Here is a 16,776-nt window from a genome sequence, read left to right as displayed (position 1 = left end):
CAACATGAACGATATTCATGCAAAACCGGCACATGCTCCAAAAGCACACAGGTTTGTTATTATCCCGGCCCTTCGTCATGGCCTTACCGAGTAGTCCAAATGTCCGATCGCAGCGTTCGCCTTCAAGCTCTCAAGCACGCCCTCAAAGAGCGCATCCTGATTCTCGACGGCGGCATGGGGACAATGATCCAGAGCTACAAGCTCGAGGAACAGGATTACCGTGGCAAACGCTTCGCCGACTGGCCGAGCGATGTCAAAGGCAACAACGACCTGTTGGTGCTGACCCGCCCGGATGTGATTGGCTCCATTGAAAAAGCCTACCTGGATGCCGGCGCCGACATTCTGGAAACCAACACCTTCAACGCCACCCAAGTGTCCCAGGCCGACTACGGCATGCAAGGCCTGGCATACGAACTCAACGTAGAAGGTGCACGCCTGGCGCGCAAGGTGGCGGACGCCAAGACCCTGGAAACCCCAGACAAGCCGCGTTTCGTCGCCGGTGTGCTCGGTCCTACAAGTCGCACCTGCTCGCTGTCGCCAGATGTGAATAACCCTGGCTACCGCAACGTGACCTTCGATGAACTGGTAGAAAACTACACCGAGGCCACCAAAGGCCTGATCGAAGGCGGCGCCGACCTGATCCTGATCGAAACCATTTTCGACACCCTCAACGCCAAAGCCGCGATCTTCGCCGTGCAAGGGGTTTATGAAGAACTGGGCGTCGAGTTACCGATCATGATTTCCGGCACCATCACCGATGCCTCTGGCCGCACCCTCTCCGGCCAGACCACCGAAGCGTTCTGGAATTCCGTGGCCCACGCCAAGCCGATTTCCGTCGGCCTGAACTGCGCCCTCGGCGCCCGTGAACTGCGCCCGTACCTGGAAGAGCTGTCGAACAAAGCCAGCACCCACGTGTCGGCGCACCCGAACGCCGGCCTGCCGAACGAATTCGGCGAGTACGACGAGCTGCCGGCGGAAACTGCCAAGGTCATCGAAGAATTCGCCCAAAGCGGCTTCCTTAACATCGTCGGCGGCTGCTGCGGCACCACGCCAGGCCACATCGAAGCCATCGCCAAAGCGGTAGCCGGTTACGCTCCGCGTGAAATCCCGGACATTCCCAAGGCCTGCCGCCTGTCGGGTCTGGAACCGTTTACCATCGATCGCAGCTCGTTGTTCGTCAACGTCGGCGAACGAACCAACATCACCGGTTCCGCCAAGTTCGCCCGCCTGATCCGTGAAGACAACTACACCGAAGCCCTGGAAGTCGCCCTGCAGCAGGTCGAAGCCGGCGCCCAGGTGATCGACATCAACATGGACGAAGGGATGCTCGATTCGAAGAAGGCCATGGTGACCTTCCTCAATCTGATTGCCGGCGAACCGGACATCTCCCGCGTCCCGATCATGATCGACTCCTCCAAGTGGGAAGTGATCGAAGCCGGCCTCAAGTGCATCCAGGGCAAGGGCATCGTCAACTCCATCAGCATGAAGGAAGGTGTCGAGCAGTTCATTCACCACGCCAAACTGTGCAAGCGTTACGGCGCCGCGGTGGTGGTGATGGCCTTCGATGAAGCCGGTCAGGCCGACACTGAAGCGCGCAAGAAAGAAATCTGCAAACGCTCTTACGACATTCTGGTCAATGAAGTCGGCTTCCCGCCGGAAGACATCATCTTCGACCCGAACATCTTCGCCGTGGCCACCGGTATCGAAGAACACAACAACTACGCTGTGGACTTCATCAACGCCTGTGCCTACATCCGTGACGAACTGCCGTACGCCCTGACCTCCGGCGGCGTGTCCAACGTGTCGTTCTCGTTCCGTGGCAACAACCCGGTGCGCGAGGCGATTCACTCGGTGTTCCTGCTGTATGCGATCCGCAACGGCCTGACCATGGGCATCGTCAACGCCGGCCAACTGGAGATCTACGACCAGATCCCGGTGGAACTGCGTGACGCCGTCGAAGACGTGATCCTCAACCGCACCCCGGACGGCACCGACGCCCTCCTCGCCATCGCCGACAAGTACAAGGGCGACGGCAGCGTCAAGGAAGCCGAGACCGAAGAGTGGCGCAACTGGGACGTCAACAAGCGTCTGGAGCACGCACTGGTCAAGGGCATTACCACCCACATCGTGGAAGACACCGAAGAGTCGCGCCTGTCGTTCGCGCGCCCGATCGAAGTCATCGAAGGCCCGTTGATGGCCGGCATGAACATCGTCGGCGACCTGTTCGGTGCCGGCAAAATGTTCCTGCCGCAAGTGGTGAAGTCCGCCCGCGTAATGAAGCAGGCCGTGGCTCACTTGATCCCGTTCATCGAACTGGAAAAAGGCGACAAGCCGGAAGCCAAGGGCAAGATCCTCATGGCCACGGTCAAGGGTGACGTGCACGACATCGGCAAGAACATCGTCGGCGTGGTGCTGGGCTGTAACGGCTACGACATCGTCGACCTTGGCGTGATGGTGCCGGCAGAGAAGATCCTGCAAGTCGCCAAAGACGAGAAATGCGACATCATCGGCCTGTCCGGCCTGATCACGCCTTCGCTGGACGAAATGGTTCACGTGGCCCGCGAGATGCAGCGTCAGGACTTCCACCTGCCGTTGATGATCGGTGGTGCTACCACGTCCAAGGCGCACACGGCGGTGAAGATCGAGCCCAAGTACAGCAACGACGCGGTGATCTACGTCACCGACGCCTCCCGCGCCGTGGGCGTGGCGACGCAGTTGTTGTCCAAGGAACTGAAGGCCGGCTTCGTCGAGAAGACCCGCCTGGAATACATCGACGTTCGCGAGCGCACCGCCAACCGCAGCGCCCGCACCGAGCGCCTGAGCTACCCGGCGGCCATCGCCAAGAAACCGCAGTTCGACTGGGCCAGCTATGAGCCGGTCAAACCGACGTTCACCGGCGCCAAGGTGCTGGACAACATCGACCTGAAGGTTTTGGCCGAATACATCGACTGGACACCGTTCTTCATCTCCTGGGACCTGGCCGGCAAATTCCCGCGCATCCTGCAGGATGAAGTGGTCGGTGAAGCCGCCACCGCGCTGTACGCCGATGCCCAGGAAATGCTGGCCAAGCTGATCGACGAGAAGCTGATCAGCGCCCGTGCCGTGTTCGGTTTCTGGCCCGCCAACCAGGTGCGCGACGATGACATCGAAGTCTACGGCGATGACGGCAAGCCATTGGCCAAGCTGCATCACTTGCGCCAGCAGATCATCAAGACCGACGGCAAGCCGAACTTCTCACTGGCTGACTTCGTCGCGCCGAAGGACAGCGGCGTGACCGACTACGTGGGTGGTTTCATCACCACCGCCGGGATCGGCGCCGAAGAAGTGGCCAAGGCCTATCAAGAGGCTGGCGACGATTACAACTCGATCATGGTCAAGGCCTTGGCCGACCGTTTGGCTGAGGCGTGCGCCGAGTGGCTGCACCAACAAGTGCGTAAAGACTATTGGGGCTATGCCAAGGACGAGACGCTGGACAACGAGGCGCTGATCAAAGAGCAATACACCGGCATCCGCCCGGCTCCCGGCTACCCGGCGTGCCCGGATCACACCGAGAAAGCCACGCTGTTCAAGCTGCTGGATCCGCAAGCGCAAGAGCTCAAGGCCGGCCGCAGCGGCGTGTTCCTCACCGAGCACTATGCGATGTTCCCGGCAGCGGCAGTCAGTGGCTGGTACTTCGCTCATCCGCAGGCGCAGTATTTCGCCGTGGGCAAGATCGACAAGGATCAGGTGCAGAGCTACACCTCGCGCAAAGGCCAGGAGTTGAGCGTGACCGAGCGTTGGCTGGCGCCTAACCTGGGTTACGACAACTAACCCCCATCCCCTGTGGGAGCGAGCCTTTGTGGCGAGGGAGCTTGCTCCCGTTGGACTGCGTAGCAGTCCCATTTTTTGAGGCCGCTTCGCGACCCAGCGGGAGCAAGCTCCCTCGCCACAAAGGCTCCCACAGAGTTCGAGTCTGTTGTCTATGCTTGCCTTATACACATTCGTGACGGGGGATTTATGGACGATCCAGTCGACAACAATAACCACAACAAACCACCGACCTTCTGGCAGATGCTGCACAGCGTCATGGCGGCGGCGTTCGGGGTACAGAGCGGGAAAAACCGGGCCCGGGATTTCACCCACGGCAAGCCCAGTCATTTCGTGATTCTGGGGATTCTGTTCACGGTGGTGTTCGCCCTGACGCTGTTCGGCATCGTCAAACTGGTGCTGCACCTGGCCGGGATCTGAGCCGGCTAGTGCATCAGGGTTTGCAAGTTGAACGGGTAGCGATACGACGTCGGTCGCCCTTTGGCCGAGAGCTTTTTAAAATCCACGTTGTAATCCTGAGTGGCCCCCATGGCCAGCAGTCGCCGGGCTTGCGCGTGGTCGATCAGTTGCAATGACGGAATCTGCCGGTCGCGCCCGCCGTACTGGCTGACATCCACCCCTTGGTCGTAGTCATGCAACTGCACAAGCGCCCAACCGCCCAGAGTGAAGTGCCCGCCCAACAACACGCTTAGCCGCCCCTCCAACAGCGCCTGCAACGCGTCCGGTGAATTGTTGATGGCGCTGAACAGCATACCCTTACCCGGCTGACCTCCCGTTTCGGCGTACGCCTGCATGGCGCCGAAAGCCATTTCATCGTTAGCCGACCAGACCAGCGATGTTTGCGGGTAACGCTTGAACAATAACCTGGCCTGTTCATAGGCGCGCTCGCGGGTCCAGCCGCCATACACCAACTGGCGCAACCGCACTTCGGGGTGTTCGGCCAATGCCCGCATCATGCCCTGCTCACGCTGTTGCGCGGCCGGCGTGATTTTCAGGCCGGAAAAGGCCACCAGTTCGATGACCTCACCGGGTGCGACCGGGCGATGCAGGCGAATCAGCTCCTTGAGCATCAGGTAGCCGCCCTCCTCATTGTTGGGCACCAGGCTACCCAGCCAGTCGGGATACTTGTCCGGCTGGGCGCCGAGCAGGCGCATCTGGTCGGCGGTCAGGCCGTTGTTGACCAAAAACAGCTTCACGCCGCTGCCTTGCGCCAGGCGCAGGATTTCGGGGGCGACATACAGTTCGTTGGAGAACACCAGATAGTCCGGCCGACTCGGCCCTTGCAACGCTTCGCGGGCCTGTTTGAGTGTGGTCTCGGCGTTTCGCTCGGCATATTGGATATGCAAATCCATGCCCAGGTCCTTGGCTGCGGCCTGCATGAACTGCGAGTAACTGACCCAGAATGTCTCTTGAGAGGTCCCGGGATTGAGAAACAATACAGACGCCGCCTGGGCACAGGATCCCAGGGCCGCGCCAAACGCCAGCACTACACCACAGAAGAACTTCAACATTGATCGTCCGAGCCCCCGAAAATCCGCCGCGCATTATAGCCAGCGAAGTCCCTTGAAACGGCGCTTATTCCGGCTTTTAGTCCGACAATCGTCGGCGCCGGGCCCGGACGGGGTCGTTTATTGATGGCTGACCCAGAATACCGCCGTACCCACGACCAGGATGATCAGGAACAAAATCGCCCAAGCATCGACCGTGCTATCGCTTTTCCTTGCTTTGGTTGGGTTGCTCATTGCATCGCCTCTTGTCGGTTTTATCGGTGATTGCATAAAGACTCGAGCACAGTTAAGACGATGATTGCCCGCACCACAAATGAGGGTTTTACCACTACGAATTTCATTAGTCGTTTTGGTTCTTTGCATATACTCAAACATCACTTTTGCGCATAACTGCAAACTGGTATCTTGCGTCGGCTCCGTTGGGAGTGCGCGGCCGTGCGCGCAGAATTGCCGAGGCAGAATCGGATGAAAGCTTGCGAAAACGCAGCTGCATCCGACCGGCCCAAGCCTGAGAACAGGACTTATATGTACGTATACGACGAGTACGATCAGCGGATCATCGAGGACCGCGTCAAGCAGTTCCGTGATCAGACCCGACGCTATCTGGCAGGCGAGCTGAGCGAAGAAGAATTCCGCCCCCTGCGCCTGCAAAATGGCCTTTATATCCAGCGCTTTGCCCCGATGCTGCGGGTGGCGGTGCCTTATGGCCAACTCACTTCGCGCCAGACGCGAATGATGGCCAAGATTGCCCGTGACTATGACAAGGGCTACGCCCACATCAGTACCCGGCAGAACGTGCAGTTCAACTGGCCGGCCGTGGAAGACATCCCGGACATCCTGGCGGAACTGGCGACCGTGCAGATGCACGCGATCCAGACCAGCGGCAACTGCCTGCGCAACGTCACCACCGACCAGTTCGCCGGTGTCGCCGCCGACGAGTTGATCGACCCGCGGCCATGGTGCGAGATCGTCCGTCAGTGGACCACGTTCCACCCGGAATTCGCCTACCTGCCGCGTAAATTCAAAATCGCCATCAACGGTTCGACGTCCGACCGTGCGGCCATCGAAGTCCATGACATCGGCCTCGAGCCGGTGCACAACGCCGCGGGCGAACTGGGCTTCCGTGTGCTGGTCGGTGGCGGCCTGGGCCGTACGCCCGTGGTGGGCGCGTTCATCAACGAATTCCTGCCATGGCAGGACCTGTTGAGCTACCTCGACGCCATCCTGCGGGTCTACAACCGCTATGGCCGTCGCGACAACAAGTACAAGGCGCGGATCAAGATTCTGGTCAAGGCCCTGACGCCTGAAGTCTTCGCGCAAAAAGTCGATGCGGAAATGGAACACCTTCGCGGTGGCCAGACCACATTGACCGAAGCCGAAGTGCATCGCGTCGCCAAACACTTCGTCGATCCGGAATATAAGGCGCTGGACAACCAGACCGCCGAACTGGCCGAGTTCGACAAGCAACACCCGGGCTTCGCGCGCTGGCGCACCCGCAACACCCTGGCCCACAAAAAGCCGGGTTACGTGGCTGTGACCCTGTCCCTGAAGCCGACCGGCGTAGCGCCGGGCGACATCACCGACAAGCAGCTCGACGCGGTAGCCGACCTGGCCGATCGTTACAGCTTCGGCCAACTGCGCACCTCCCACGAACAGAACATCATTCTGGCCGACGTCGAGCAGTCCCAACTGTTCGCGATGTGGGGCGAGTTGCGCGACAAAGGTTTCGCCACACCGAACATCGGTTTGCTGACCGACATCATCTGCTGCCCGGGCGGTGATTTCTGCTCGCTGGCCAACGCCAAGTCGATCCCGATTGCCGAGTCGATCCAGCGCCGTTTCGACGACCTGGACTACCTGTTCGACATCGGTGAGCTGGACCTGAACATCTCCGGCTGCATGAATGCTTGCGGTCACCACCACGTGGGCCACATCGGTATTCTCGGAGTGGACAAGAAAGGCGAAGAGTTCTACCAGGTGTCCCTGGGTGGCAGCGCGAGTCGCGATGCGAGCCTGGGCAAGATCCTCGGCCCGTCCTTCGCCCAGGAAGCCATGCCTGATGTGATCGAAAAGCTGATCGACGTGTACATCGAACAACGTACCGAAGACGAGCGCTTCATCGACACTTATCAACGTATCGGCATCGACCTCTTCAAGGAGCGCGTCTATGCAGCGAATAATTAAGAACAACGAAGTCGTCGACGAAACCTGGCACTTGCTGCCGAAAGATTTCAACATCGACGAGATCAGCAACTGCGACGACCTGATCGTCCCGCTGCAACTGTGGCGCGAACACAGCCGTATGCTCAAGGCCCGCGATGGCGGCCTGGGTGTGTGGCTGGATGCCGACGAAGAAGCTGAAGAAATCGGTGATGACGTGGCGAACTTCCAGGTCATCGCCCTGAACTTCCCGGCCTTCACCGATGGTCGCAATTACTCCAACGCCCGTCTGCTGCGTGACCGCTATGGTTTCAAAGGCGAACTACGGGCGATTGGCGATGTGCTGCGCGACCAACTGTTCTACATGCACCGTTGCGGCTTCGACGCGTTCGCCATTCGCGCCGATAAAGACCCGTACGAAGCCCTGGAAGGTCTCAAGGACTTCTCGGTGACGTATCAGGCCGCCACTGACGAACCGCTGCCGCTGTTCCGTCGCCGCTGATCGTCAAGCCTTGAACCCCTTTCGGGGTTCAAGGTTCTCCCTTTACTGTGAGCTGATCGGAAACGGTCGTCCCATAGCCTCCCAGCTCCGATAAAACCGGGCACGATCCTCAAGTGCCGTGAACAGCGTAAACGGATTTTCAGGATCGACCTCGGCCCCTCCGATATCCTGAACCAGCTGTGTCCACAGCGGCTCTGAAGCATCGGCATCACCGAGAAGCCGCCACACCCTCGCCTGCAGCGCCAGATAGTCGACTCGAAAGTCCGCCGTCAGACTCATGCCATCCATAATTCTCAAGAACCTGCCGCCAAGGGGCCTGGCTGCAATCCTCTGCCAGATCAATTGTCGCGCCTCTTGCAGCCCTTCATCGCCTTCACGCAACCACTCGGTGACATTCCCGTAGTCGGCTCCAGGCTCGCTTAACCACAGGTTGATACCCGTTCGCCGCCGATGATCGACAAGGCGCAACAAGGTGTCCTCGTCCGTCAACGGATTGCCCTGCAGCATCACACGATCCCTGGCAATGGCCTGGTTCAGCACCCCCTGCGGAACCCGGGTTATCCGGTTATTGCGCAAATCCAGGGTCGTCAGATAAGGCTGCTCCATGATTCCAACTGGGCATGTACCGATCCTTGTGTTATTCAAGTTGAGCCGACGCAAGTCGTTCATTCCCAGAACCAAGGGAGGGACATCCAACGGATTGTTGCTCAGGTCCAACGTTTGCAAGCGCGTCAGATCAGTCAGCTGTGAAGCGCTGCGCTGACTGAAAGTCAGACTTGTCGACCTCAGGTTCAGCGAAGTGAGCTGCCGCAGCTGGCTGATCGCATGAGGTAATGCACGTCCAGCTTCGCCGTTGCTGTTGAAGTGACTCAGATCGACATTTTCCAGGCTCAGGACTTCCAGATTTGGAAAACTCTCAAGAAATCCGTTCAGGCTTTCCTGTTCGGTCAAGTGGAAGCCGCGCATTGATAATTCGAGAACATTGTTGAGCCGGACATTCAATGCGGGTAACCGGTGGTAATCCTCAAAGTCGAGACCAAGCCTGACGCCGCGTATCTGATCACCTGCCGGGAGAAGCTCCTGCTGCGGTCTGCGCTGCTGCCAAATGCCGACCAGCTCCTCGGCCAACTCATTTCGAATCGCTCGCTCGTGTTGCATTTCAGTCTGCATGAGCTGAGTGTTATAGGCTTCGATTTGTGCAGCGCTCAGTCCTGCCGCTGCGGGATCATCCGGGCTCAGCAAATCGATATCCATGTCATGGACGTCATCCGCCACCTGATCTACCCAGGCGGTCAGGTCGGTGTCGAGTTGCTGCAGCTGTTGCTTCAACCACTCAATGTGCGCCTGTGCATTTACACCTTCACGTTGTAGGAGCGCATCAGCCTGGGCATCGGTGAATTCTGGATAGATCTCTTTGAGTTGCAACCGCATCATCTGATGCGTCAGCGCCTCGGCCTGGGGCGTTGCCGGAAAACCGCCGCCTCTGAGTCCCGGGGCTTCGAAAGGCAATCCGGCATCCATTCTCTGAAGCCCGTGCATGAACTCGGGGCGAGGTAACGCCTGACTGCCGATGTTCAGCCGCAACTCACCTGCCGGATCAACTGAATGAAGGTGCAGCGCTAAACGCTCGTCGTCTGACAACAGGCCCAGAAGCGCTGTGTAGAAGTCCGCTTGCCGGTCCTGATGCCGGTAACCTTGACCTTCCTTGATCAGGCGCCGAACTTCGCTCGCATCGAGTGGACCGCTGCGGTCCAGTACCCGACCGACTACGGTCTGATCCAGCACATCGATGCGAAGATGTCTGGGCCAGCCTGGCTGCCGGGCGAGCGAGTGCAAGGCCAGTGCATCCGACTCGGGGTTCACCACCGAGCGCAGGTAAAGACCTTCATAGGCTCGATTGAGCCGTACATGTTGCTGGTATTGCCGCGCCTTGCTGCCCAGGCGCGCGAGCACCTGGCCGACCTCGGTAGCGTCAGGCAATGCCTGGAGGTCGACGCCATAGCGCTCGAGCATTTGCTCGATGGCGCTTTTGGGCAGGCCTGGGTATTGGCGTTGAAAAAGTTGAACCCACTCATGCTCCGACTGTTGAAGCGCCTGATAACGCTGGTTAAAGAGCGCGAGGTCCCCTGCCGGACCGAGATCCTGATCGATCCTGAAGCGACTGATCGTGTCCGCCAACAACGGCGTCGGCGCTCGACCCGCCTGCATCAACCGCAGCATGTCGTCGTCCACTGCACTGACGGTGCCGATCTGCGCCAGTACTTCATCGCTGAAGGAAGCTACCGAGGGGCCGATTCCGCGCAGGAGTCCAGTCCGGCTGAGTAATGGACCGGGCATCGGCGCAACTCTCGGCACCGACCGCACCTCCAACGCTTGCGGATTAACGTCGAGCTCCGGGCCGGGCTCCGCCAGGTGCTCGGCTTGCGCGGTGTCACCCTTGAGCACCGACGCGCCACCGATCATCGGCAGCGCGTTAAGCAAGCCAAACACCGTGCGCGTCAGGCCCTCGGAGCGTTGACTGGGCGTTTTGCCGTTGACCACCTGATTCAAGCCATAACCGGCGTCAATCAGCCCGGCCAGCGCCAGCAGTCCCTCGCCTCCGGGGACGAACACGGCGAGCGGGCCAAACCGGTTGATCCATTGCACCATCGGTTCGACGACGGCACTCAACTGATCTCGGTTGACCTGCGCATCGTCGCGAATGGTCTTGATGCCTGCCACCGCGCCTTGCTTCATCGCCAGCACCAACCGGGCAAAGGGATCGGTGGCGACCACCGGATCGTCAAAGCCGATGTACTCGGCAGGGTCCCAGTAGCCATCGTCGTTGAAGAAGCCGGCGTTGGGGTTCAGCCGGTGCTTGGCAGGATAAAGCGCCATGCCGTCCAACGCGGTCAGGACGCCGGCGTGGAACGTACCGTCCTCGCGATCGTCTTCGGCAAAATGCGCGGCCAACGCCTCTTTTGTCGCGGTGGAGCGGCCCTGCGCGACCACCCATTGCTGCAATTGAGTGGCATCGGCGAATTCGTGCAACGGGGATGAGTTACCCGGGATGTACAGCAGCACGCGAGGACTGGCGGTATCACGCCAGGCCCAGATATCCGTCGCGGTGTAGCGATAAAGTTTCAGCAAGCCGAACCTGACGGTCGAAGGAACACGAGCGGGTGTTTGCAACTGCTCGATGGTCAAGGTTTCCCATGACTGCTCGGCTGGCAGGCCAGCCGCCTGCATCGCCAGTTCCAGACCCTTTTGAGTCAGGCGCTGCTCATGCAATTGCAACCAGGCCGCCATGACAAACGCGGCTTTGACCGACGTTCTCAACGCGTAGGGCTTGGGTGCAAGGAGCACGTCATCGGTCGGCCAGGCCTGATCGAGATACGCTTTGTACAAGCCCTTCAAATTCAATTCCCAGGCCCATTTCTTGAAATCGTCAGGTCTCAGCTCAATCTGTGTCAGCGGTCCATACGTTTGCGGTGAGGTTTGGCGATAAATGCCTTCATACGTGTGGTGGTTACCGCTGCCGTGATCGGCGAATTCGTCGACGTTATCGACTATCCGCACCGTTGGCCCGACATCCGGCGGCGTGTACAAACCGAACGCGGTTTCCGCAAAGCGCCCGTCGCCAACAGTCTGGTAGTTGCACAGCAGCGCTTGCAGCAGCGAACGAGCGCTCGCCACCCGTCCCAGCTCGACACCATCCTGTGCAGGATGGCCTTTATAGCTGTAATCGAGCGTGACCAGAATGGCGGTCTGCGGGTCGATGCCCTGCCCCCATTTTTCCTTGATCAAGTGCTCGCCAAACTGGCCAGGGGTTTGCGGCAGCGCGATGTCCACCACCCTTTTCAGTTTCTCGTGCATTTTTGGCATCGGCGATGGAATCGGCCCGGCTACATCATCGTGAGTGTATTCGTTCATCGGGATGCCCCCGAGCGGGAACTGGTACTCGGGACTTCAGGGGCGCGATGGCGCGCCAATGCCAGGGAAGACAGTTGTCTGAGCAAGTCCCGACGCTCATTCTTGAAGTTGTCGATGAGGGCATTCATTCGCTCGCTGGCGACTTCGCGGGTGAGTTCGACCTGTTCCTCGAGTTGCGCAAACGCCCGCGCTGACCGATCCGAGATAGCGAAGAACTGGTCTTGATGGGCCGCCTCCAGATACTCCACCCAAAACCTTTGACCGATGATCCACTCCAGCAATGCACTGCTGCGTTCAGTCGTCAGGACTGCCTGATAAACCCGCTCCAGCATCGCTGGTGTGACCACGACATTCCAGGGCGATGTCATTGTCCGTGGCTGGGACGGCAAGCCCAGGCGTTCTGACAGCCCGACGCGATACGCCAGACTGATCTCCAGTGCATGCTCGTAGCTTTGCTGTTGGGGACCGGTACGGGTGTTGATGTCAGCCAGCGCAAAGCCCTCGACCTCCTGCAGGCGAAACAAGCCCCTGAGCAGCCCAATGAATTGCTGCTCCAGGAACCCAGCTCCGGTGGCGGTGGCGGCGGTATTGGCCTGGTAGCACAACACCAGCACTTCCATTTCGCTGAATGAGGCCGAATAGCCATCGGCGCTGACCCGCCCGAGACGAGCCAGCCGAAACAATGCACGTCGCAAGCGATCATCTTCGCCCGCGGCCTCCAGAACGTTCCAGATTCGCTGACTGAAGTCGGAATACAGTCGCTTGTAATCGGCAATGTCGGACAAACGCGCGATCACATTGAAAAAGCCCCTCGAATCCGGATAAGCCTGCAAAGACTCCCACAGGGCACGTCGGGTCTGAGCCTCGGCGACGTCGAGCCCGGTCAGCCATAGTCCGCTCTGAGTCGCGTCAGCCACGGAACGCGTGGTAGGCCGACGATACTCTGAGGCGATGACCCCAAGACTGACACCGGTCCTTTTCTGATACGAAGATACCCCCTTGAAGGTGTCGGGCGATAATGGGTTGCCATGAAGATTGGTTCCCTTGTTAGGCAACGGATTGCCCCTGAGTACCTCCTCTGGAAGTGTATCTATCCGATTGTCACGCAAATCAAGCTCACGCAACCTCGGCAGATCCAAGGCGCCCGCAGGCCATTGATTTATCCCCGCACCCTGCAGGCTCAGCCTCTCCAAGTGTTGCATCCGGCTGACATCGGGGGCCCGAGTCAGGCTCGGATTAAAAGCCAGGTTCATCGATTGCAGACCGGTCATCCCGGCCAACTGAGATTGCGAGGCCGGGGTCAGTTGAATCAGGTTGTTGCTCAGATCCAGATCAACCAATCGGGACATGGTGGTCAGCGCCAGCGGCAACCTTGTGAGGTGGTTGCCCCGCAGGGACAGGCTTCGAAGATTGCTGAAGTTTTTCAGAAAGTTGTTCAATCCGGCACTGACGCCCACGCCGTCCATCACCAGCCTGCCTATATGCCTGAAATCTCCGATAATGACCGGCAGCTCTCCCAAAGGCTGGGCGGAAAACGTGAGTGTGCCGAGAGGGTGCTCGCCTGATTGGATGACCTCTGGCTCCTTGCGCCAGCTGCGAATGATCGCCTGAGCCGCGCTAGACTTGCTGAGCCTCGGCACCTCCAGCCTTGGGCCATCGGGAGCTTGATGCCAGGTTTGGCGGCTCACCCAGCGACTCAAGTCTTCCCTGATTGCCATGAACTCCTGCCTCATTGCCTCCAACTTCTTCAGCGACAAAATCACGGTCGTCCCCGTAACGTTAAGCAGGGCGTGGATTTGCCTGGGAGAATGCAATGGATATAGCTCCAGCGCACGACGCACCAGCACGTCATGGCTAGTGGTGATGGCAAGGCTGTTGGAGTGCCCTGTCGAAGGCATCGCCAACGGCCTGTCTGCCAGCCTCATGGGCGAGGTGTAGCCCGGCCGCGATGGCTGATCATCAATGAGCTGCGCTATAGCTTTTCGTCGCTGCAGGGCAAGCTCCGTGATTTTCTCTCGCAATACAACCCCGGCATCATCCGCGTGTACGCCCAGCAAGGTCTTGCGCCTGGCCGAGAGCCCATGCCAAAGGGCCTGGAAATAATGATCACGTGTACGTTGGGCGAATGTGGTCGAGGGTGTTGTGGTGTCGACAAATACGCTGTATCGATCGGCGTGGACGTTGACTTGCACTTTCTCCGGATCGTGCGCCAATCCGATACTGGTCGACGTGTTGTGGTTACCTGATGACTCCCGTATCTGAACCCATACATTGCCCGTCCAGCCTGGCAGTTGCTCAAGGGTGTCGAGTACCAAACGGTCAGTATAGGAACCTCCCGCAGCATTGAGATACAACCCTTCGTATGCCCGGCTGACACGCACCTGCTGCATGAAGCGACTGGCCTCCTCCGCCAGCCTCAGGGGTATTTTGTCATCATCGAGCTCGTCCCCTTCCCCGGATTCGGCATGCCTGACCAGCTCGTCGGCGACAGCCGCAGGCAAACCGTCAAACCTTTTCATCAATACGGCTACACGGGCATTGCTCGGGACTTCGGTGCGTTGATAGATCCGCGTAAACAGCCCAGGCCTGTTGCGTTCGGCTTGTTCGGCAATGATCGTTGTCAGGGCCTTGGTCTGAGCGGCCGCGTCCGTGGTTTTCGTATTCAACAGATGCTCACGCTGACCACTGCTCAAGGCTGACAATAACGAGGTATGCAACCGCCCTTTATCCAGCGCGTCCTGATTGAGGCTGAGGGTCTCCCCCGCCTGCGCGTCGGCAGCGCCATGGAAGCTGATGCGCCCACCTGCAGCATTGACAACCTTGACGGCGGCGGTGCCAGGCCACCTGTCAGAGGTTGTCAGCAGATGCAATTGCAGGTCAGGGTCCGCCAAGGAAGCTGACGAGGGCTCCTTCATTTGCTCGATAAAACGCGTGACCGCAGCGTCTGCCCGAAACCGATGCACTGTATCGACCAGTAATGCCGGTGGATGGCTTCGGGATATGTGAGCCTGGCGCAGCACAGCATCTTCGATCCCGCAGACGGCAACAATCTGCGTAACCGCGTTATCAGGCACGTCATCACGGGAGTAACCGAACCGGCGAAACAGTTTCAGCCGATCCCATTCCTGTGGCAGCTCCGAGTCGTGGCGCCAGGCCCCCACATCGTTGGTTTCAAGCACGGGGTAATAGGTCTCCCCGGCACCCTGCGGCGCAAGTACCTCCCACAGATCCGTTCCGGTTTTGGGGCGCACAGCATAAAGGGCGGTGTCGATTGGAAGATAAGCTTGCCCGTCCGCCCAGTGCAGCCCTCTGGTATCAGGTACTGCCCCTTGCGACAGCGTCCGGCGCTGTTGATAAGGCGACAGATCAGGCTTCCACAAGCGGCTACGCGAGTCAGAGCAGGAGACCTTTCTCAGGCCCTCGATAAAAACAGACGCCCGGATGGTTTTGTATGTACTTGCGACGGCGGCCGTACCTGCCGCAAATGCCGCCATCAAAATCAGGTTCTCGACGGTATCGAACAGATAATCCGTGGCCTGCTCCAGCTCACCCCTCGACCAGCTGGCAATACCTTCATACACCTGCGACAGCAGTTGCACGGCGCTCACCGCCAACAGGACCTCGCCTACGACAGGCAAAAAAGACGCGCCAAACAACACCAGGTTGATACCGATGGACGTATAGGTCTGAAGCCTGCCGAGACGGGACTTTTCGTCTTCATCGTCCGTTGGAACAACCAGAATTCTGGCATCCGCCATGACCTGGTCCGAATACTGGCGAAAGGTCTGCTGGAATATATCGCCCGTAATGTCGTCACCGGATAACGACACATACACCGTATGACGAGGAAGCGGCGAGGTGTTTGACGACAGTAACTTTTCATCAAGGGCTTTCAGGAAAGTCGAACGGTCGGCAAGCTTGATGTAGCGCATGAACCATCGGCGATAGTCGTCGTGTCGCAATCGCCGACTCAACTCCACCTCGAAATCGGTGAACGATGCGTATTCTTTCAGCGGATGCAGCGGGTCACCCGGCAGATAGACGACGCAACGGTTATCGTCATCGTCATGCTCTTTGACGGGGCCGATGAACATCGCGCCATTGAGCGTCACACCAAACATCTTCAACGTCTGATATCCCAGCGTGTTATTACCCAGCGTGACAGATTGCCGGTTCTTCACCGCCTTCAACATTTGATGAACTTGCGCGCTGATATGTTTCTTCATGAACGCCACATACCTGCTGACTTCAAAACTGTTCCGGGCATGTGCAATGTATTTGTCGCGTAGTTCGTGGCTCTCGGATACCGGTTCAAACAGGCGCTTAAGGTGGGACTGGTATTGCTTTCCTAAATCCAGTGTCCGGCACAATCCGGCAAATTCGTGGGGTTTTATCGACAGTGTTTTGGCGGCGTGTCCGGTGATTTTTTCAGGAATATATAGCAACGAAGTGTCGTTGTAGTTTCCCGGCAGTGTTTCGTTGAGTTCAAAATTTTCACAGGCTGCGGTCAGTAAATCCCGGTCGATCGGCAAGACAAGCTTTCGGCGAAGGCCCAGCAGGCTGGAGGTTGACCGTACATGCTGAAAGACCACACCCGCCACCTCCAGCGGCGTGCCCAGCTTGTCGGTCATGGCTTTGGCCAGTAACGGAGCACAGAAGTCTTCAGGGGATTGAAGGGTTTTGAGAAGGCTGGACACCTCACTTCGTGAGCGATGGCTGGCATTGAGGCTTTCATACAGCTCACCTCGCAATGGGGCTGATGCAGCCAGAAGCCAGGCAGGGGTATTACTTTTAACCAGATCAAAAAAAATGCTCTGTTGCTCTGGCGTTAAGGCAGGAATGTGTTGATGGGTGGGCAGAGGAGACATTGCTGATCACTCGTAGCTG

7 protein-coding genes are annotated in these 16,776 nt (G+C 58.7%); 4 read left to right on the top strand and 3 right to left on the bottom strand.

Features of this window, described 5'->3' with window-relative positions; translation table 11 throughout:
- Positions 1-99: 99 nt before the first annotated feature.
- Positions 100-3,810, top strand: coding sequence for a methionine synthase (gene metH, locus J3D54_RS20825; protein ID WP_253422263.1), 3,711 nt, complete (start codon positions 100-102; stop codon positions 3,808-3,810).
- A gap of 186 nt (positions 3,811-3,996) precedes the next feature.
- A complete protein-coding gene (locus J3D54_RS20820) occupies positions 3,997-4,227 on the top strand; it encodes a DUF2970 domain-containing protein (RefSeq protein ID WP_018927642.1) in 231 nt (76 codons plus the stop codon).
- A 5-nt stretch (positions 4,228-4,232) separates the two neighbouring features.
- Here J3D54_RS20820 and J3D54_RS20815 read toward each other — a convergent pair whose 3' ends face one another.
- Complete coding sequence (locus tag J3D54_RS20815; protein ID WP_253422260.1) at positions 4,233-5,318, bottom strand: ABC transporter substrate-binding protein; 1,086 nt, start codon at positions 5,316-5,318, stop codon at positions 4,233-4,235.
- A gap of 522 nt (positions 5,319-5,840) precedes the next feature.
- On the opposite strand from J3D54_RS20815, the gene J3D54_RS20810 reads away from it, so the two are divergent.
- Both J3D54_RS20810 and J3D54_RS20805 read left to right on the top strand, forming a co-directional pair.
- Complete coding sequence (locus J3D54_RS20810) at positions 5,841-7,499, top strand: nitrite/sulfite reductase (RefSeq protein ID WP_253422258.1); 1,659 nt, start codon at positions 5,841-5,843, stop codon at positions 7,497-7,499.
- Positions 7,483-7,977: a DUF934 domain-containing protein gene (locus tag J3D54_RS20805; RefSeq protein ID WP_007941763.1), complete on the top strand. Its 495-nt coding sequence runs from the start codon at positions 7,483-7,485 to the stop codon at positions 7,975-7,977. The genes J3D54_RS20810 and J3D54_RS20805 overlap by 17 nt, the downstream gene beginning before the upstream one ends.
- Before the next feature lie 42 nt (positions 7,978-8,019).
- On the opposite strand, the gene J3D54_RS20800 is transcribed toward J3D54_RS20805, so the two are convergent.
- Positions 8,020-11,889 carry a DUF6543 domain-containing protein gene (locus J3D54_RS20800; RefSeq protein WP_253422256.1) on the bottom strand — a complete coding sequence of 1,290 codons (3,870 nt, stop codon included), beginning with the start codon at positions 11,887-11,889 and terminating at the stop codon, positions 8,020-8,022.
- The gene (locus J3D54_RS20795) at positions 11,886-16,757 is read right to left on the bottom strand and encodes a DUF6543 domain-containing protein (RefSeq protein WP_253422254.1); all 4,872 of its coding nucleotides are present in this window, start codon (positions 16,755-16,757) and stop codon (positions 11,886-11,888) included. The genes J3D54_RS20800 and J3D54_RS20795 overlap by 4 nt, the downstream gene beginning before the upstream one ends.
- Positions 16,758-16,776 lie beyond the last annotated feature (19 nt).

Source organism: Pseudomonas sp. GGS8 (assembly GCF_024168645.1).
Taxonomy (GTDB): Bacteria; Pseudomonadota; Gammaproteobacteria; order Pseudomonadales; family Pseudomonadaceae; genus Aquipseudomonas.
Note: the sequence above shows the minus strand (reverse complement) of the source record. Positions and strands in the feature narration are given on the sequence as shown.

Coding starts and splice junctions, on each gene's coding strand:
- metH (WP_253422263.1), top strand. CDS start 100: ATGTCCGATCGCAGCGTTCGCCTTCAAGCTCTCAAGCACGCCCTCAAA.
- J3D54_RS20820 (WP_018927642.1), top strand. CDS start 3,997: ATGGACGATCCAGTCGACAACAATAACCACAACAAACCACCGACCTTC.
- J3D54_RS20815 (WP_253422260.1), bottom strand. CDS start 5,318: ATGTTGAAGTTCTTCTGTGGTGTAGTGCTGGCGTTTGGCGCGGCCCTG.
- J3D54_RS20810 (WP_253422258.1), top strand. CDS start 5,841: ATGTACGTATACGACGAGTACGATCAGCGGATCATCGAGGACCGCGTC.
- J3D54_RS20805 (WP_007941763.1), top strand. CDS start 7,483: ATGCAGCGAATAATTAAGAACAACGAAGTCGTCGACGAAACCTGGCAC.
- J3D54_RS20800 (WP_253422256.1), bottom strand. CDS start 11,889: ATGAACGAATACACTCACGATGATGTAGCCGGGCCGATTCCATCGCCG.
- J3D54_RS20795 (WP_253422254.1), bottom strand. CDS start 16,757: ATGTCTCCTCTGCCCACCCATCAACACATTCCTGCCTTAACGCCAGAG.